This is a genomic window from Chryseobacterium sp. 7, from assembly GCF_003663845.1.
Lineage (GTDB): Bacteria > Bacteroidota > Bacteroidia > Flavobacteriales > Weeksellaceae > Chryseobacterium.
Map to the genome: position 1 here is coordinate 41,817 of NZ_RCCA01000002.1, position 18,117 is coordinate 59,933.

Below are 18,117 nucleotides of genomic sequence, written 5' to 3' on the forward strand. Positions count from 1 at the left end.
TTAATATCAAAAATACAGGCTTCAACTATAAAATGTTGAAGCCTTTTGTGTAAAAAATATAAAACAATGTCAGAAGATAACGAAGATTTTTTAGATGAAGAATTATTAGATTCCAACAGTATTGAAAACATCGATATTGACGAGGAAAATAAAGGATTGTATGAACATCTTAATATCACTGTGGACAGCAAACAGGAACCATTAAGGATTGATAAGTTCCTCTTGATATACAGACAGAATTCTTCAAGAAATAAAATTTCACAGACCTGCAGAGCCGGAAACGTTATAGTGAACGGAACTGCGGTGAAGCAGAACTATCGTGTAAAGCCGGGAGACCAGATCTCTGTACTGCTTACCCATCCTCCGAGAGAGAACGTCATTATTCCTCAGGATATTCCTGTAAACATCATTTATGAAGATGATGATCTTGTAGTGGTGGATAAAGAAGCCGGAATGGTAGTGCACCCGGGATTCGGGAACTGGGACGGAACATTGGTGAATGCACTGGCTTTTCATTTTGAAAAGAATGGCGAGAAGTCTGATCTTGACAGGGTAGGACTTGTTCACAGGATTGATAAAGATACTTCAGGGCTCTTGGTTATCGCCAAGAATGAATATGCACTGAGCTTCCTGGCAAAACAATTCTTTAACCGTACTACCAAAAGATTGTACTGGGCTTTTGTTTGGGGAAATATGCAGGAAGATGAAGGTACCATAAGAGGCCATATCGGAAGGCACCCTAAAAACAGAATGCAGATGTCTGTTTATGAAGACGGAAGCCAGGGGAAACACGCTGTGACACACTATAAAGTCCTTGAGAGATTCAAATATATGACCTGGGTGGAATGTAAACTTGAGACCGGAAGAACACATCAGATCAGGGCACATTTCAGACATATCGGGCATACTTTGTTTAATGATGAAAGATATGAAGGTCATACGCCTTTAAGAGGGGTGAATCTTCCGAAATACAAGCAATTTATAAAAAATGTTTTCGAGATTTTGCCAAGACATGCACTTCATGCCCATACCCTCGGATTTATACACCCGACCACAAAAAAGGAATTATATTTTGAGAGCCCAATGCCCAAAGATATGGCGGATGCTGTAAAAAAATGGAGAAATTATTTAGAAAACTAAAAATATATTGAGAATTTTTTTATATTTGTTGAATTGAAATCAAGATTTGTTATGAGAAAACTATATGCTATCGTATGTTTAGCTCTTTTGTCAAATGCATACAAAGCACAAGAATCACTACCATACTATCAGCAATATCTTTTGGATGGTGAGTTCCTGTTCAACCCAGCTCAATACGGAAAAACAGATTACGTACAGCTCAACGCCAATTATCAACAACAATTTTCAAAGTTCAACAATTCTCCGAATGTACAGTCAATCGGGATTAATGCGAATATCTTTGATAGAGTAGGTGCTGGTATTTCCGTGTTTAGAGATAGCAACGGACCTATTTCTGCAGGGGGAATTACAGCTGGTGCTTCATATTTTATTCCTCTAAGTAGTGAAGGAGACAGAAAAGACCAGTTCTCTTTCGGTACTAGTGTTAACTTCTATAACATGAACTTTGATTATTCTAAAATTAATACTGAAGAAGGAGGTGACCCGTTATTGAGAGGTGAAGAAAGTAACATCTTCATGGTGTATGCCAACTTCGGTTTGGCTGCTACTTATAGAGGTCTATTCGGGGGTGTTTCCGTAAATGATATTGCATTAAGTAATGATGCATCTATCGTAAACAACTACGAACCTTCTCCAATTAAATTCTTCTTAAACTTAGGATATAACTGGAACATTGCTGATAATATTACTATTGCACCATCAGCATTGATCAACCTTAATACAAACTCAACGAGAATGATCGACTGGAACCTGATGGCGACTTTCTCTAATGATATTAACGCATTCTCTTTCGGGGTAAGCTACAGAACGGTTCAAAACAGATTTGATAACCAGAACCTGAGCATCTCTCCAATTGTAAAAGTAAGATTCAACAAATTCATGATCGGAGCTACTTATAACCTTGGAATATCTGATATCCAAAGTTATGGTGGAAATAGCTTCATGATTGGTCTGGGATATAACTTTGACAACTTCATTAATGCTAGAGGATTTAGATATTAATTAATTTAATTTAAATAAATTTGAGCTCTGAAATTTTTCAGGGCTTTTTTTATGATATATATTCACATTCCGTTCTGTAAACAAAAATGCAGTTACTGTAACTTTCACTTTTCAACATCTCTGAATTTCAAGGATGAAATGCTTCGTGCGATGAAAACTGAAATACTACTCAGAAAAGATGAATTGCAGAACAAAAATCTGAAATCTCTTTATTTTGGAGGCGGAACACCTTCTATACTTTCTGTAGACGAAATCAATTCTTTAATAGATGAAGTTTTAAAGTATTTCAGTTTTGAAAAAGATATTGAAATCACGCTGGAAGCCAATCCCGATGATCTTGATAAAAATTTCCTAAAACAGCTGGCCGGAACACCCGTAAACAGACTGTCTATTGGTACCCAGAGTTTTTTTGAAAAAGATTTGAAGCTCATGAACAGAGCTCACAGTGCTTCCGAGGCAGAAAGTTCTATCAAACGCGCTCAGGATTTCGGCTTTGAAAACCTGAGTATTGATCTGATTTATGGTTCACCAACATCCAATCTTGAGATCTGGAAAGAAAACCTTAATAAGACCATCGCTCTGGAAGTTCCTCATATTTCGTCTTATGCATTGACGGTAGAACCCAAAACAGCTTTGGAAAACTGGATATCAAAAGGAAAAGTAAAGAGCCCTAAAGAAGAAGAGCAAAACAAAGAATTCTATTACCTGTCAGACTTTTTAAAAGATAATGGTTTTGAACATTATGAAGTTTCCAATTTTGCAAAACCTGGTTTCTACTCACGCCACAATTCCGCGTATTGGAAATACCAGGAATATTTAGGAATAGGGCCTTCTGCGCATTCTTATAACGGATTTGATGTCAGAAGCTGGAACGTAGCCAATAATCAGCAGTACATTAAAAAGCTTAATGATAAATTATTAGCCAAAGAGGAAGAAATTCTTTCCCGGGAAGATCAGTTTAATGAAATGATTATGATTGGCCTGCGTACCATTTGGGGGGTAGACCTGGAAAGCTTACAAAGTAAATTTTCAGAGAGAATGTTAGCGCATTTTCAGAGAGAAATCAAGCCCAAAATTGAAGAAGGTATTTTAATGATTGAAAATGATCATTTGAAAATCCCGGAGAAACATTGGTTTATGGCAGACGGAATTGCCTCGGATTTGTTTATTATTTAGATTGGAAGTCAGGAGTGGGAAGCAGGAAGAGTTGTTTGTGAAAAACTTCCGGCATCCGGCATCCAGCATCCAACAATTTCACTATTTTTGTATAAAATTTCAACTCATTTGAAAACGAAAAAACAAGATTATTCACATCTTTCACCAAGCCAGCCTATCGGAATTTTCGACAGCGGGGTAGGAGGTCTTACCGTTGCCAAAGAAATCAAAAGACTTCTTCCTAACGAAGATCTGATCTACTTTGGAGATACCAAACACCTTCCATACGGAGAAAAATCCAAGGAAGCAATTATTGAATATTCTACAAAAATCACTAATTTTCTGCTGGAACAGAATTGTAAAGCGATTGTAATTGCCTGTAATACGGCAACAGCTAACGCATTGAATGAAGTGATGCAGTCAGTTGCAGGAAAAGTTCCGGTCATAGACGTTATTAATCCTGTTGCTGAAAAGGTATCTTATGAAATCCATACTAATGTAGGAGTGATTGCCACCAAAGCAACTGTGAATTCAGGATTGTATAAAAAGAGCATCCGAAAGCATAATAAATGGATCAAAGTAGACGAACTGGCTACACCATTATTGGTTCCTGCTATTGAAGAAGGTTTTAAAAATCATCCGATCACGCACGCTATTATTTATAATTATTTAAGTAATAATAAATTAAAAAATATTGAAACATTGATTTTGGGCTGTACCCATTATCCACTTTTAATAGATGAAATCAAACAGTATTACGGAAACAGAGTCCGTGTGATAGACTCTCCGAATATTGTAGCCAATCATCTGAAGATCATTCTGGATAAGTACAATCTCTTAAATGATCATAACTCAAAACCCAATTATCATTTCTATCTTTCGGATATTACCAAGAACTTTGAGAAAATTTCTAAGAAATTCTTCGGAAAAACAATTGATTTAGAATTGAAAGTACTATAAATAAAAAAGTCTGCTTCAAGATGAGGCAGACTTTTTTATTTGTGTTCTTGTCTCGTCCTAACATATCGTTACAACTAAAAAAGTAATGTTATGGAACAATTTAATAATCAGTATGTAAAGCGTAGTCAAAAAGATTACAGTTTATCCTTTAAACTAGCCGTAGTGGGTGAAGTAGAAAGTGGTTCGATTGGAAATCGGGCAGCAATGCGCAAATATGGTATCCAGGGACATGGTACTATTACCGAATGGCGTAGAAAATATGGTAACTTTGATCTGGATAACCGTTCACAAAGTAAAGCTATGCAAACCCCGGAACAAAAAATCAGAGAACTTGAAGAGAAGCTAAAACGTTTGGAGCACCAGAATCGATTCTTAGAGAACCGCTTAGTAAAATCTGAAGATAAAGCTTCTATTCTGGATAAGCTGATTGATTTAGCCGAAGAAGAATACCTGATTCAGGTAAGAAAAAACTTCTCTCCCGATCAATCCAATATATCAGCAAAGAAAACAAAAAAGCGATAAGCTATCTTTGCGGATTGGTCGGGATTAGCCGACAGCGCTATTATCGAAGCTTCTGGATTACAGAAAGCAAAAGAGCCAAAGCTGATCAGGTGATTCAGCTTGTCAATAGCTTACGGGTGGTGATGCCTCGTCTGGGCACAAGAAAGCTCTATCATATGCTGGAACCCTCGTTACAGTCCTTACATGTAGGCAGAGATAAGCTTTTCCGTATATTGAAAGCTAATGATATGCTTATAAAGCCTAAAAGAAACTACTGGATAACCACTGATTCCCATCATCGATTCAGAAAACATAAAAATCTGATAGAAGACATGCTGCTGGAACACCCTGAACAGGTATGGGTTTCGGATATCACTTATATTGGGGGTAGAGACCGTAATTGTTATCTGTCTTTGGTCACTGATGCTTATTCTAAAAAGATAATGGGATATGATGTTTCTAATAGTCTGGCAGCTCAGGGGGCTCTTAGTGCATTGAATATGGCTATAAAGCAGAGAATGTATAAGGAAAGCTTAATTCATCATTCTGACAGGGGTTTTCAGTATTGTAGTATGGATTATCAGAAAATACTGAAAAAGAAAAACATTAGTCCTTCAATGACCGAGAGTTACGATCCTTATGCAAATGCAATTGCAGAAAGGGTAAATGGGATACTTAAACAAGAGTTTCTATTGGAAGACTATCATGTTAATATACAAACAATGAAGCTATTAGTAGAAGATGCCATCACAATTTATAATACTAAAAGACCACATTGGTCGTGTTATATGAAAACACCTGAACAAATGCACAAACAGAATAGTGTAAAAATAAGAACCTATAAAAACAAATATAGTTGTAAGGATAGCCCTACAACTATATCATAAATATTAGTATTTTTATCTTATTAATCTGTAACGATTATTTAGGACTAGTCATCTTTGTGAAATAATTGGTGAGATTCGTGCTAAATTACGCTTCTACAATTACTTTTTCAGCATTCAGCCTTTTCTTCGGATTGAATTGAGGCTGATTAGCATCTGCTTTATCTCTTTCCCCAATAGCTACGGCAAATAACGTCTCATATTTTTCATTCTTCAAAATAGTGTCATATTCTTCAGGTTCAATACCCTCCATTGGAGTAGAATCTATTCCCATTGCTGCACAGGCAGACAAAAGAACCCCTAAAGATAAGTATACCTGATGCCCAAGCCACGATTTTATAGCCTCTTCTCCTTTAGGTTTTACCATCGTTCGGTAATAATTAACAGAACCTTCCGGAAGGTTTTCTTCAATTTGTTTTTCAAAATTTTCGACGTTTTTGATCACCTGAAAAACAATAACATGACTGCTGTCTACCACTTTTTCTTTATTAAAATAAGACTTGTCACCCAATTGTTTCTTCAGTTCAGGATCATTCACGAAAATAAAATTCCACGGCTGGCTATTAATGGATGAGGGGCTTAAATTTAAAATCTCCTGAAGCGTTGCAATTTGTTCTTCACTGATTTTTCCCTGTGGGTTATACTTTTTTACAGTATACCTGTTTTTCATTTTGTCTAAAAAGTTCATAATTTTATACTATCATTTTTATAGTTACAAAAGTAATTTAAGTTTACTAACTTTGCAATAACGGTAAAAAATGATAGTATAAAAATGTATACAATAGATAATAAATCCTATCCCTGCTGTACCAGTGTTACCATGAAGTTCATTGGAGGGAAATGGAAAGCGGTAATTTTGCACCATCTTATTGGTGGAGCTAAACGTTATAATGAGATTAGAAAGTCCATTCCAACGATTACGGAAAGAACATTGAGTTTACAGTTAAAACAATTGGAAGAAGATGGAGTTGTGGACAGAAAAGTTTTTACGGAAAAACCTCCTTTAGTGGTAGAATATGAATTAACAGACTTTGGAAGAACTTTATTACCTGTTTTGGAAGCGATAACAAAATGGGGCGAAGAATCTCCGGTCATATCAAAAAAAATAATCAGGAATTAAAGTTCCTGATTATCTTCTTTATTCGGTTCAAAAAAACTGAAACTTACGTTTCCGTATTTTCGGGTATCTATTAAATTGGGATGATCCAGCTTCATACGGCTTTGATGCTCTACAATAAGAACTCCGTTTTCTTTCAGGTACTTATTGTTTAAAACCAGAGAAATCAGTTCATGATACTTTTTCTCTTCCATTTCAAAAGGAGCATCAGAGAAAACAATCTCAAATGATTTTTTATTTCTGAATTTTTTTAGCCAGTCAAATACATCACCTCTCTGCATATTGATCTGAAATGCCATGTCAAGTTCCGCTGCTGTAGAATTGATAAATGCCGTATGCTTTGGGTTCAATTCCACAGAAGTAATATTCTGGCATCCTCTGGAAGCAAATTCAAGGGTAATAGATCCAATTCCGGCAAAAAGATCAAGCACGGAGATGGACTGCATGTCGTATTTGTTTTCCAGAATGCTGAATAAAGCCTCCTTCGCAAAATCGGTGGTAGGTCTTACTTCAAAGTTTTTAGGAGCGGCAATTTTTTTGGCTTTCCATTTGCCTGATATGATTCTGAACATATTTTTGTTAAGGTTTAGGTGGTAGATTATAGGTAGCAGGTGATTAAGTTTGGATTCTAATTCCAGTTACCCGCAGCCTGCAACCTAGTTAAGTATAAAATTCTTATTTGGAATATTGTCAAAAACAATTTTCAGGTTTTTAACAAATTTCTGAAGTTCGGAAATGAAAGTCTCATTTTCCGTAGTTTCTCCATAAGCATAAAAGCTGGTTTCATTGATTCCAAAACCGATCTTGCTTAAAGTAAACATGATGAAATAAAGAAAATCTACTTCAGAATTGACATCCAGATTATTATAAAGAATGATTTTTTTATTATCGATTGCAAAAAATTCACACTGGTTATGATAAAGATTGATGTGAATTTCTTTGGTAGTTTTATTATTGATGGAACTTAAAAACTTTTCTCCTGAAAAATTAAAATGAACCGGAATTGCCAGCTCTTTTATTTTCTTGTAATAGTTTTTCGGGAAAGTGTAATAAAACTGAATATTGAATTTTTTATTGATAGAAAGCATCAGCTCTTCACGTTCTCTGTCGGCAGGAGCATTGAAGGCAATCAGATCAAATCCTGCCTCATGCTCAGAAAAACCTTCCGGCATCAGGGTGAAATGATTGAATGCGGAAATCACCTGGATCTCTTCATAGCGCTGCTTAATAAGAACTTCATCCAGCTGCTGCTCAATAAGATTGGCTGGCGTTTCTTCAGTCACGAAATAAGACTTTTCCTCCAGAATGTTTTTGTTTTTAACAATCTGATAGATTAATCCGTCTTTGGTAAAAAGTAAATTAAGTACGTTCATATTTCAATTCCTGCAAATTTAGTGAAATTCTACCATTACCGCACCCGATTGATGGTGAAGTATTTCCTTATTATAAAAATCAATATTAATCTGGCTTTCCAAAACATCCCGAACCATCCTCTGCAAAGTGCCGTCACCAATGCCGTGAACAATTTCCAGTCTCTTCAGATTGTTTCTTCTGCAAAACTCAATCACTTCAATCAGTTTTTCCTTTTGAATAAACAATCTTTCAAAGCTGTCATAGTCATTGGGATTCTTTACCAAATTATGAAAATGCAGGTCTAAAACCAAATGATTTTTCTGATGTTTCTTAGAAATGATTTTTTGAGGCTCTGCTTTTCTTACCACTCTCATATTTTCATAGAGATCAGCATTTTTAGGAACCAGTTTTTCTTTAGGATATTGATGAGTAAAACCATATTCATCTTTAAAAACAACAATATTTCCCTTCACGGAAGTAATTACTCCGCTTAAATCTTCATCTACTACCGAAACCTTATCGCCGATCTTCATATTTTTTTAAGAATTGCCTGAACCCATTATTGGTGCAAAGGTAAAAAGTAAATTGTATAGAAGGCAAACTCCTTTACTCTCCGGCCCTCAAATTCTCCAACCCTCCAACTCAGACACCCTCTCACTCATCAAACTCTCGGTCCCAGTTCAATCACTTCCAGATCTTTGATTTCCTCGCCATCTACTACAAAGCGCATCATGGTTCTCACTTTATGCCACCCCTGTTTTCCGCAGGCACCAGGATTCAGATGAAGGAGGCTGTTTTTCTCGTCATACATGGCTTTCAAAATATGAGAGTGCCCTGAAATAAACAATTTCGGAGCTTTTTCTGCAATTTCTTTTTTCGTGAGTGGGGTATATTTTCCGGGATACCCTCCGATGTGGATCATCAGAACTTCCAGCTTTTCACAAAAGAAACGGTTTACTTCAGGAAATTCGGATTGAATTTTAGCATTATCAATGTTTCCGTAAACTCCTTTTAAAGGTTTTATTTTTTCCAGCTGTTCAATCACATCCAGACTTCCGAAATCTCCACAATGCCACACTTCATCGGCCTGGGAAGCATATCCCAGAATTCTGTCATCTATATAGGAATGAGAGTCAGAAAGAAGAAGAACTTTTGTCATTATCTAAGGGCTCTTTCAGTAATATTTTCGTGGTATTTATCTTTGAATATGGCTAAACGTTCCGGATTCAGCTCACCGTCATGATTGATGACTCTTTCTTTCAAAAGCCATTTTACCAGCTTTTCCATTCCTTTTTTGGAATTCATGAAATTGGAGATTTTGCCAAGATCAGTAGATTCTACTTTTGTTTTTTCTGTGAGAAAATTCAGAATGAAATAATCATCACTCACATATCTTGGAGTTTCATTATCCATATATCGGTAAAGAAGAATTTCTTCATCGTCTTTCATAGAGAAGAAAGAATACTGTGCTACATTGATTTTTTCAGCTTTCAGGATCTGTTTTCCATCCAGTAAAACTTTATCATCTTTGATGCTGACATCCTGAGAAAAGTATAAATTACAGCTTATCATCAGTAAGAAGAAAGCTAATAATCTGTTTATTGCCATTTTTACTATTATTTTTAAGATTGCAAATATAAGGAAGCTCTCATCAATTCATGGGAGATCTTAATCTGTAATATTCCTTGTTTTCCTTATAGAATCCATTTTCTTTTCAATATCTGCACTGAAAACCTTCTTTAATTTCAATTGATTGTCCGTAAGTTTTGAAATAACAAAAGTACCCGTCATATTGGTATTGTAAGGAAAAACTAAAGTCACTGTAGAATCTGAAGCTTTTTTCCAGCTCCCGATGTAACGATCTGGTTTTTCACCTTTTTTAGTAACAGGCTCTTCTAAAGCATCATATCTTAAGGTAGATTTAATGAGGTTCCCCGTTATTTTTCCGTTTTTCTGAAATCTGATTCCTTCTCTTCTTGCTTCAAATCCATCCTGTTTCTCGTAGGTATAAATATAGGTGTCCATTTTACTGAGGTTCCAGGTTTGTAAGAGTAAAGGACTGGCAGTTCTGTCCTGTGCTTTGATACCAATGATAGCAAAAAAAGAGAAAATACAGATACAAATAGGCTTTTTCATGAATACAACTGATTTATTGTAAAGTTTTAACAAGGCTAAAATGAGCATCGCTTAATATTTAGTAAATTTGAGAAAATTAAAATAAACAATGAAACAGAAACTTTCTTTTTTCATTTTTCTTTTGACCGTAGGATTGGCCAATGCGCAGGTTGAAGAAAAAAAGCTGGATGAACTGATCCGGAATACCCTGAAAACTTTTGATGTACCTGGAATGTCGGTAGGGATTGTAAAAGATGGGAAAATGATCTATTCTAAAGGTTTTGGAGTACGTTCTCTTACCACAAAACAGCCTATGGATGATAACACATTAGTAGGTATTGCTTCTAATTCTAAAGGTTTTACATGTACAGCATTAGCCATCTTAGCAGATGAAGGAAAGCTGAACTGGGATGATAAAGTTTCAAAATATATTCCTGAATTCCAAATGTATGATCCTTATGTTTCTCAAAATGTAACGATCAAAGATCTTATCACGCACAGAGCCGGATTAGGACTTGGACAGGGAGATCTTATGTTTTTTCCGGAAGGAGGAAGTTTAACCGTTAATGATATTGTTCATAATGTAAGATATCTGAAACCGGAAAACCCTTTCAGAACAAAATTAGATTATAACAACATTATGTTTATTGTAGCCGGAGAAGTGATTCACAGAGTTTCCGGATTAAGCTGGGCAGAATTTATTGAACAGAGAATCATGAAACCTGTAGGGATGACTTCAAGTTTCGGAAGCTACAACAGAGCAAAAGCTACAGCCAATAAAATTGATGCGCACGCTCCGGTAGACGGAAAAGCTATTGCTGTTCCTCATGACTGGAACGAGACGGGAAATGCAGCAGGAGGAATCATGAGTAATATTAAAGATATGACGACCTGGGCAGAATGCCTGTTGAATAACTTCACCACGAAAGACGGTAAAAAATTAGTTTCTGATAAAAATGTACAACAGCTTTGGAGTTTGCAGATTCCGGACAGAGTAGCAGCAAAAAATCCTTATGATACAAGTTTTTACGGATATGGTTTAGGATGGTTCTTAAGTGATGTTAAAGGGCATAAACAAGTACAGCATACAGGAGGATTAATCGGAACGGTTACACAGTTTACTTTAATTCCGGATATGAAGCTGGGAATTGTGGTATTAACAAACCAACAGTCAGGGGCAGCTTTCAACACCATTACGAATACGGTGAAAGATTCTTACCTTGGATTAGCAGATAGAAACTGGCTGAAAACATACGGCGACAGAATGTCTAAAACGGAAGCTGAATTTGACAAGCAGAAGAAAGATGCTTTTGCAAAATCTGAAGCCTTTAAAAAAGAAAAATCTTTACAGCCAAAAGCAGAACAGTTTACGGGAACATACAATGATATTTGGTTCGGTGATGTAGAAATTGCACAGCAGGGAAATACCTACAGAATTTCATGTAAAAATTCTCCAAGATTAAAAGGGGAGCTGCTTCCCTATTCCAACAATTCTTTCATCATTAAATGGGACGACAGAAGCTATGATGCGGATGCTTACATTATTTTCAATTATGATGAAACCGGAAAAGCAGAATCTGCAAGATTAAAAGCAATTTCTGACGTAACAGATTTCAGTTTTGATTTTGATGATCTGGATTTGAAAAGAAAGTAAAAGATGAAATCTTAGAAAAAAATTAAAAAGAATGGGCTTTGGTCTGTTCTTTTTGTTTTTAATATAGTTTGTTTTCTCGGGGATTTAGCTGATAATGGCTAACCACCCCGTCAAAAATTCTTTGAATTTTCGCCACCCCTCCGGAGGAGGGGAATATGCCGTCGGTAATAGAAATACTGGTTTACTGTACAAGATTCAGATCCTGATTTGCTAGGGAAAGTTCTGTATTAAGGTGTTGTTTTTCAAAGAAATTTTTTAGCTCAAGAAGTCTTTTTTTATTGTCATAATGGATGCTTGAATTCAATTTTCTCTGGCAAAGCGAACAGGCTCTGGCCAGGTGATAATCCGTTTCAGATAATGAATTGGTTCCATTCATCACACAGTTGGCATTCAGGCAGTGGCTGATTCCGAACATATGGCCAATTTCGTGTGAACTTATTTTTACTAATCTTAAAAGACTTTCATTAAAATTTGAATCAGTTAAATGCCCATTGGCAAATCTATACATCGAAGTTACGCCTACACCATCTTCATAAGAAGCCAGTCCGAAAATATAATTCCATTCCGGTTTGGGGAAAAGGTCTTTCTCTGTAATTCCCATCAGGACTACAGCATCTTTAGGTTTTCTTTTGATCAGAATGCTGTCCAGTACATATCCTGCCAGAATCTGTTCCTGTCCTTCTTTTGATATTCTTTTTACATTCTCAGGAAAGATGCTGTTGGGCAGGGCAGGCAATATTTTTGTTTCCAGCTGAAAATATGTTTTTAAATATTCTTTTGTGAGTGCTATTTCCTTTTTCTGAAGTTCATCAAATACTCCGATGGGTTGAAGGTAAATGGTGTTTTTTCCAGATTCGGGTTTTATTTTCTTTAATTTCTGAAAATCTTCAAATGTCTGGAAATGTTCATCATGATTATAGCGCCAGCTTCCGGGTTTGATAGTAGGAAGCTTTATGTCATTCTGTGCGATAGACTCATAGTAAGTCTTCTTCTGTTTCTGGCATGAGAAAAGAAGGATCGGTATTGTGACATAAAAAAATAATGAAGTGAAGTTATATTTTCCCCGGCTCATAAAAGAAAAGCAGTTTCTTTTTAGCACCATCAAATTCTGACCATGATTCGCAGTCTACTTCAAAACCAGCCACTCCGCATGTGGGGAAATGAAAAATATCTTCAGAAATGGAATTGGCAAAATTGGAAATTCCATTATTGTGTGAGAAGAAAGCAACCGAATTCAGGTTGTCATCCAGATCATAAATTACAGATTCAAAACTTCTTTCCGAGGGATTATATAATTTTTCATCAGTAGAGCAGTTCAACTGATAGGTCTGATTAAAAATTTTACAGGTATTCAGTGCACGTACCGCAGGGCTTGACACAAAATGATCAATGGAAATATTATTGTTTTTTAAGAACCTGGACATGTGCATAGCATCCTCCAAACCCTTGTCTGCCAAAGGTCTGTCAAAGTCCTCCGTTTCCTCCGGCCAGTCGCTTTTTGCATGTCTTACGAGGATGAGTTTCTTCATATAGTTGTTTTTTGGAAGATTAAAATTATAAAAAAAATAATGGAATAAAACATGATTTATATAAAAAAACTGCGTTATGAATAAAATCAGTAAATTTTACTAAATTTGCAAACTTATGGGACAAATCCTTGCAATAGACTACGGAAAGGCTCGTTGTGGTATCGCTGCAACGGATGATATGCAGATTATAGCCAGTGGGCTGGAGACTGTAGAGAACCGTTCTCTAATGGATTTTTTGAAAAAATATTTCAATGAAAACAAGGTAGATGAAGTCGTAATCGGACTTCCCATAGATTTGAAAGGAAACGTTTCAGAAATAGAAACGGATATTTTAAAATTCATAGAAGAATTTAAAAAAGAATTTTCGGATATTGCGGTTCACCGTTTTGACGAAAGATTTACTTCCAAAATGGCTTCATTCTTTATTTCCCAAAGTGGAAAAAACAAAAAGAAGAGGCAGGAAAAAGGGTTAATAGATAAAGTAAGTGCAACCATCATATTGCAGAATTTTTTAGAACAAAGATTAAGATGATTTTACCGATAAGAGCTTTTGGGGATCCTGTTTTGAGAAAAGTAGGAAAAGATATAGACAAAGACTATCCCGAATTACAGGAACTGATAGATAATATGTTCGAAACCATGTACAGCGCAAATGGCATAGGTCTTGCAGCGCCTCAGATTGGTTTGGATATCCGTCTGTTTGTGATAGATGTGACGCCTCTTGCTGAAGATGAGGATTATGAAGATATTAAAGACGAGCTGGCATCATTCAAAAAAGTATTCATCAATGCACAAATTCTTGAAGAATCCGGCGAAGAATGGAAGTTCAATGAAGGCTGTCTTTCTATTCCGGATGTAAGAGAAGATGTGAAGAGAAAAGGGACAATCGTTATTGAATATTATGACGAAAATTTTGTGAAACATACAGAAACTTTTTCCGATATTAGAGCCCGCGTAATTCAGCATGAATATGACCACATTGAAGGAGTTCTGTTTACTGATCACTTAAGCGCTCTGAAGAAGAAGCTGGTAAAAGGTAAACTGACGAAAATTTCTCATGGTGACGTAAACATTGGTTACAAAATGAGATTTCCAAAGTAATTTAAAAAAGGATTAAAAACGAATAATAAAAAGCAAAAAGCTAGTGCTGATTGCAGAATTTACAAAAAATAAAATTATGCTGTTAGAAAAAATAATTTCAATTTCTGGAAAACCAGGACTTTTCAAATTAGTTTCTCAATTAAGAAACGGATTTATCATTGAAGATGTTACCAACAAGAAAAAAGTAAGCATCGGAAACTCAAGCCAGGTAAGCTTGCTGGATAATATTGCTATGTTTACATTTGAGAAAGAAGTTCCTTTGTTTGAAGTATTTGAAAATATTGCTAAAAACAACGACTACAAGGAAACTATTTCTCACAAATCTTCAGATGCAGATCTGAAAGATTTCATGTTAGCATCTCTTCCTAACTATGATACAGAAAGAGTATATTCTTCTGATATCAAAAAATTGGCTCAGTGGTACAACATCCTTCATAAAGCAGGATACATTACTCCTGATAGCTTTGTGAAAGCAGAGCCTGAAACTTTAGAAGGTGAGCCTGCAACAGAAGAAGTAAGCATTGAAAAAGAAGCTAAGAAAGCTCCAAAGGCTGAAAAACCAGCTACTCCAAAAGTAAAAGCTACTTCAGCTGCAAAATCAGCTCCTAAAAGCACACACAGAAAACAAGGATAATTCATTTTTGAATTAAAAATACAAAGCCTTGTCTGGAATTTCCGGACAAGGTTTTTTTTTTTTAGATAGCAGGTGGTAGATGATAGGTTGCAGGGATTAGGGATTAGGGATTAGGGATTAGGGATTAGGGAGAAATTTCTGGTTAGTTCAAATTTCGTCTTTATCTTTAAACATTAAACCAGAAACCCCGCACCCCGAATCTCGTATCCCGCACCCTAACTTTCCCACCCAACCTCTACCACAGACCCAAAATAACCCTTACATTTGTATAAGATTGAATTTCCCATTACTTATGAATACTAAACAGGAGAAACTGGAAGCCTTTGGCAGATTACTGGATATTATGGATGATTTGCGTGAAAAATGTCCATGGGATCAGAAACAGACGTTGGAATCTCTTCGTCACCTTACGCTTGAAGAGACTTATGAGCTTTCAGATGCTATTTTGCAGAATGATTTGCAGGAAATAAAAAAAGAGCTGGGTGATGTTCTGCTTCATTTGGTTTTTTATGCTAAAATTGGTTCGGAAAAAGAAAGTTTTGATATCGCCGATGTGATCAATTCTTTGAATGAAAAGCTGATCTTCCGCCATCCTCATATTTATGGAGATGTTGAAGTGAAAGATGAAGAAGAGGTAAAGCAGAACTGGGAGAAATTAAAATTAAAAGAAGGAAACAAATCCATTTTGGGAGGAGTACCTAAAAGTCTGCCGAGTTTAGTGAAAGCTTACAGAATTCAGGATAAGGTAAAAGGGATTGGTTTTGAATTTCATGATGCCGAAGATGCATGGAAAAAAGTAGATGAAGAGATTCAGGAGTTCCATGCTGAAACTGATTTGGATAAAAAAGAACAGGAATTGGGTGATGTATTTTTCTCATTGATCAATTATGCCAGAATTTCAGGAATCAATCCGGATTCTGCTTTGGAAAGAACTAACCTGAAGTTTATTTCAAGGTTTCAAAAGATGGAAGGACTTGCAGAAGATCAGGATCTGAAATTGGCAGATATGTCTCTGGAGGAGATGGACGTTCTCTGGGAAAAGGCAAAAAAGCTTTCATAATTCCTGATTGGAACAATTAATGCTTCTTATATTCCGTTAAAAAAATAAAAAATAAATATGTTGCGCTTTCTTATTCTACCTGCTTTGTTTTTATTGAGCTGTAATCCAAAAGCTCAGAATTCTCCTGCTAAAGGAGATGAACTGAAAGTTCAGTTTACCCTACCGAAAAAGCTGAAGGAAGTTTCCGGAATTACTTTATCTAAGGATAAAAATACCATTTGGCTGATAGAAGACAGAGGGAATAAAAATGCAATATACGGCGTAAATAATAAAGGAGAACTGGTAGCAAAGGTTCCTGTAGAAAATGTCGAAAATACCGATTGGGAAGATATCATCTCGGATACCCAGGGAAACATTTATATCGGAGATTTTGGGAATAATGATAATGACAGACAGGATTTGGCCATCTTAAAAACAGATCTGAAAGATAATAAACAAACTGTAACGAAAGTAGTTCAGACTACAAAATTCCATTATCAGGGACAAACAGAATTTCCACCAAAAAAATCAAACCTTTTGTATGATTGTGAGGCTTTTGTAGAAATGAACGGAAACTTTTATTTATTCACAAAAAACAGAAGCAAAGGTTTTGACGGAACTTTCCTGGTATTCCAGGTGCCTAATAAAGAAGGCAATTTTGAAGCAAAATTGATAGGAACATTAAAGCTTGAAGGAGGTTATAATGATGCGGCAATTACTTCCGCAACCATCAACAGTACAAAAGATAAAATTGTATTGCTGACGCACAAAAATGTACATGTTCTTACCGGATTTACTACTGACAATTTCAGCACTGCAAAAATTCAGAAAATTCCTTTACATCATAATTCTCAGAAAGAAGCTGTTGTTTTTCTTGATGATAAAACACTCATGATTGCAGATGAAAAAGCTAAGGATGAAGGTGGAAATGTGTATACATTTTCTCTTTAAAGAATATATTCATTTCAATAAAATTAAAACCCCACAGCATACATCTGTGGGGTTCTTGAATATATGAAAGTATTAAAGTGATTGACATTTGTATCGGTTACGGAGTAAGGTAAGATATATGAATATTACCACTTGACAACCTGAAATCCTGTGTATACCTGCAGCGTATTCTGAAGGTTTCACCCGTATTGAAAAAATTAATTGACGACAGGTTGTGATTTAGTCCTGTAGTACGTTCTCCGTGCCCTGTTGAAATACCGGCTAATGTTGTCTGTGTAGGAGAAACTTTCTGGATATAAGAATTAGCAGTTCCTGCAGTCTGTCCTGACGGATTCAGATTCAGATCATAAGTGGCATAAGGAACAATATTATAAAATCCTGGTTTTACTACGGTAAAAAGTCCGGTTGTTGAGTTATACGTTAAGTAAGCCGTATCAATCTTATTGCTCACATTGAAAACATAAGTCTGTGAATAACTTTCATGAGTATTAACAGGAGTAGAATGGGTTCCGGTATAGCTTCCGCTGGCAGGGCTTATATTCGTTTTATTTCCTACATAAACAACCTTTAAAAAGTTTTCAGATTCAATAGTCTTCCAAACGGGAGCATTTCCCTCGCCATTTGACATCAGTACTTCACCTTTGTTTCCGGAGTTTCCTTTTGTTCTGTCATCTCCGCCTACATTCAGGTCTTTTACTACCTGAAGTGAACCGTTTACATGTAAAGTTTTTTGAGGTGTTGGTGTTTTAATCCCTATTTGTGCACCTAGAGGTATGGACATTATAAATAACGCCATGTATAATAGCTTTTTTTTCATTCAATTGTTGATTTTTTAGTTGAGACAAATATAAAATGTTTTTAAATTGTCAGTTTTTTAAAGAATCAATAAACATATAAAACTATGTGTGGTTTTGATCTATGTAGCTGAAAATATGGCTTTTAATTAAAAGCCATATTTGTTTTATTGATGAGAAATACTATC

The 18,117-nt window shown here is 35.7% G+C and carries 23 protein-coding genes; 13 read left to right on the forward strand and 10 right to left on the reverse strand.

Annotation, left to right across the window (positions count from 1 at the left end):
• Positions 1 to 66 precede the first annotated feature (66 nt).
• The 6 genes from CLU97_RS20935 to CLU97_RS20955 all read left to right on the forward strand — a co-directional run bounded on the left by CLU97_RS20935 (position 67) and on the right by CLU97_RS20955 (position 5,645).
• Positions 67 to 1,140, forward strand: coding sequence for an RluA family pseudouridine synthase (locus tag CLU97_RS20935; protein WP_183084648.1), 1,074 nt, complete (start codon positions 67 to 69; stop codon positions 1,138 to 1,140).
• A 51-nt stretch (positions 1,141 to 1,191) separates the two neighbouring features.
• Positions 1,192 to 2,142: a PorP/SprF family type IX secretion system membrane protein gene (locus CLU97_RS20940; protein ID WP_047377725.1), complete on the forward strand. Its 951-nt coding sequence runs from the start codon at positions 1,192 to 1,194 to the stop codon at positions 2,140 to 2,142.
• A 51-nt stretch (positions 2,143 to 2,193) separates the two neighbouring features.
• A complete protein-coding gene (gene hemW, locus CLU97_RS20945) occupies positions 2,194 to 3,318 on the forward strand; it encodes a radical SAM family heme chaperone HemW (RefSeq protein ID WP_121489835.1) in 1,125 nt (374 codons plus the stop codon).
• A 108-nt stretch (positions 3,319 to 3,426) separates the two neighbouring features.
• Positions 3,427 to 4,257, forward strand: coding sequence for a glutamate racemase (murI, locus tag CLU97_RS20950; protein ID WP_121489836.1), 831 nt, complete (start codon positions 3,427 to 3,429; stop codon positions 4,255 to 4,257).
• A gap of 90 nt (positions 4,258 to 4,347) precedes the next feature.
• On the forward strand, positions 4,348 to 4,779 hold the full coding sequence (locus tag CLU97_RS24125; RefSeq protein ID WP_228437552.1) for a hypothetical protein: 432 nt from the start codon (positions 4,348 to 4,350) through the stop codon (positions 4,777 to 4,779).
• A 14-nt stretch (positions 4,780 to 4,793) separates the two neighbouring features.
• Positions 4,794 to 5,645, forward strand: a complete 852-nt coding sequence (locus CLU97_RS20955; RefSeq protein ID WP_262690827.1) for an IS3 family transposase — start codon at positions 4,794 to 4,796, stop codon at positions 5,643 to 5,645.
• A gap of 85 nt (positions 5,646 to 5,730) precedes the next feature.
• Here the strand turns inward: CLU97_RS20955 and CLU97_RS20960 are convergent, their stop codons facing one another.
• The gene (locus CLU97_RS20960; protein WP_121489837.1) at positions 5,731 to 6,330 is read right to left on the reverse strand and encodes an NAD(P)H-dependent oxidoreductase; all 600 of its coding nucleotides are present in this window, start codon (positions 6,328 to 6,330) and stop codon (positions 5,731 to 5,733) included.
• Positions 6,331 to 6,414: 84 nt separating this feature from the next.
• On the opposite strand from CLU97_RS20960, the gene CLU97_RS20965 reads away from it, so the two are divergent.
• Positions 6,415 to 6,762 carry a winged helix-turn-helix transcriptional regulator gene (locus tag CLU97_RS20965; protein ID WP_121489838.1) on the forward strand — a complete coding sequence of 116 codons (348 nt, stop codon included), beginning with the start codon at positions 6,415 to 6,417 and terminating at the stop codon, positions 6,760 to 6,762.
• Here the strand turns inward: CLU97_RS20965 and CLU97_RS20970 are convergent.
• The 6 genes from CLU97_RS20970 to CLU97_RS20995 form a co-directional block, all read right to left on the reverse strand.
• A complete protein-coding gene (locus CLU97_RS20970; RefSeq protein ID WP_121489839.1) occupies positions 6,759 to 7,331 on the reverse strand; it encodes an RsmD family RNA methyltransferase in 573 nt (190 codons plus the stop codon). The genes CLU97_RS20965 and CLU97_RS20970 overlap by 4 nt on opposite strands.
• An 84-nt stretch (positions 7,332 to 7,415) precedes the next feature.
• Positions 7,416 to 8,132 (reverse strand): DUF3822 family protein, encoded by a 717-nt coding sequence (locus CLU97_RS20975; protein WP_121489840.1) that lies wholly within the window; start codon positions 8,130 to 8,132, stop codon positions 7,416 to 7,418.
• A gap of 18 nt (positions 8,133 to 8,150) precedes the next feature.
• A complete protein-coding gene (locus CLU97_RS20980) occupies positions 8,151 to 8,645 on the reverse strand; it encodes a Smr/MutS family protein (protein ID WP_121489841.1) in 495 nt (164 codons plus the stop codon).
• A 128-nt stretch (positions 8,646 to 8,773) separates the two neighbouring features.
• Entirely contained in the window at positions 8,774 to 9,271 is a 498-nt protein-coding gene (locus CLU97_RS20985) for a metallophosphoesterase family protein (protein ID WP_121489842.1), read from the reverse strand.
• Positions 9,271 to 9,720, reverse strand: coding sequence for a hypothetical protein (locus CLU97_RS20990; RefSeq protein ID WP_121489843.1), 450 nt, complete (start codon positions 9,718 to 9,720; stop codon positions 9,271 to 9,273). Before CLU97_RS20990 ends, CLU97_RS20985 begins: the two co-directional genes overlap by 1 nt.
• Positions 9,721 to 9,780: 60 nt before the next feature.
• Complete coding sequence (locus CLU97_RS20995; protein WP_147436532.1) at positions 9,781 to 10,248, reverse strand: hypothetical protein; 468 nt, start codon at positions 10,246 to 10,248, stop codon at positions 9,781 to 9,783.
• An 88-nt stretch (positions 10,249 to 10,336) separates the two neighbouring features.
• Here CLU97_RS20995 and CLU97_RS21000 point away from each other — a divergent pair, with 88 nt between their 5' ends.
• Complete coding sequence (locus CLU97_RS21000; RefSeq protein ID WP_121489845.1) at positions 10,337 to 11,881, forward strand: serine hydrolase; 1,545 nt, start codon at positions 10,337 to 10,339, stop codon at positions 11,879 to 11,881.
• Between the two features lie 181 nt (positions 11,882 to 12,062).
• On the opposite strand, the gene CLU97_RS21005 is transcribed toward CLU97_RS21000, so the two are convergent.
• The gene (locus tag CLU97_RS21005) at positions 12,063 to 12,953 is read right to left on the reverse strand and encodes an archaemetzincin (protein ID WP_121489846.1); all 891 of its coding nucleotides are present in this window, start codon (positions 12,951 to 12,953) and stop codon (positions 12,063 to 12,065) included.
• The gene (locus CLU97_RS21010) at positions 12,934 to 13,410 is read right to left on the reverse strand and encodes a SixA phosphatase family protein (protein ID WP_089696944.1); all 477 of its coding nucleotides are present in this window, start codon (positions 13,408 to 13,410) and stop codon (positions 12,934 to 12,936) included. Before CLU97_RS21010 ends, CLU97_RS21005 begins: the two co-directional genes overlap by 20 nt.
• Before the next feature lie 115 nt (positions 13,411 to 13,525).
• Here CLU97_RS21010 and ruvX point away from each other — a divergent pair, with 115 nt between their 5' ends.
• The 5 genes from ruvX to CLU97_RS21035 all read left to right on the forward strand — a co-directional run bounded on the left by ruvX (position 13,526) and on the right by CLU97_RS21035 (position 17,135).
• Positions 13,526 to 13,942, forward strand: a complete 417-nt coding sequence (gene ruvX, locus CLU97_RS21015; RefSeq protein ID WP_076597176.1) for a Holliday junction resolvase RuvX — start codon at positions 13,526 to 13,528, stop codon at positions 13,940 to 13,942.
• Complete coding sequence (def, locus tag CLU97_RS21020; RefSeq protein WP_121489847.1) at positions 13,939 to 14,511, forward strand: peptide deformylase; 573 nt, start codon at positions 13,939 to 13,941, stop codon at positions 14,509 to 14,511. The genes ruvX and def overlap by 4 nt, the downstream gene beginning before the upstream one ends.
• 76 nt (positions 14,512 to 14,587) lie before the next feature.
• Positions 14,588 to 15,145 carry a DUF5606 domain-containing protein gene (locus CLU97_RS21025; RefSeq protein WP_121489848.1) on the forward strand — a complete coding sequence of 186 codons (558 nt, stop codon included), beginning with the start codon at positions 14,588 to 14,590 and terminating at the stop codon, positions 15,143 to 15,145.
• A gap of 292 nt (positions 15,146 to 15,437) precedes the next feature.
• The gene (mazG, locus tag CLU97_RS21030) at positions 15,438 to 16,205 is read left to right on the forward strand and encodes a nucleoside triphosphate pyrophosphohydrolase (protein WP_121489849.1); all 768 of its coding nucleotides are present in this window, start codon (positions 15,438 to 15,440) and stop codon (positions 16,203 to 16,205) included.
• 57 nt (positions 16,206 to 16,262) lie between these two features.
• Positions 16,263 to 17,135, forward strand: a complete 873-nt coding sequence (locus CLU97_RS21035) for a hypothetical protein (RefSeq protein WP_121489850.1) — start codon at positions 16,263 to 16,265, stop codon at positions 17,133 to 17,135.
• 97 nt (positions 17,136 to 17,232) lie between these two features.
• Here the strand turns inward: CLU97_RS21035 and CLU97_RS21040 are convergent, their stop codons facing one another.
• Positions 17,233 to 17,931: a hypothetical protein gene (locus CLU97_RS21040; RefSeq protein ID WP_147436533.1), complete on the reverse strand. Its 699-nt coding sequence runs from the start codon at positions 17,929 to 17,931 to the stop codon at positions 17,233 to 17,235.
• Positions 17,932 to 18,117: the final 186 nt, after the last annotated feature.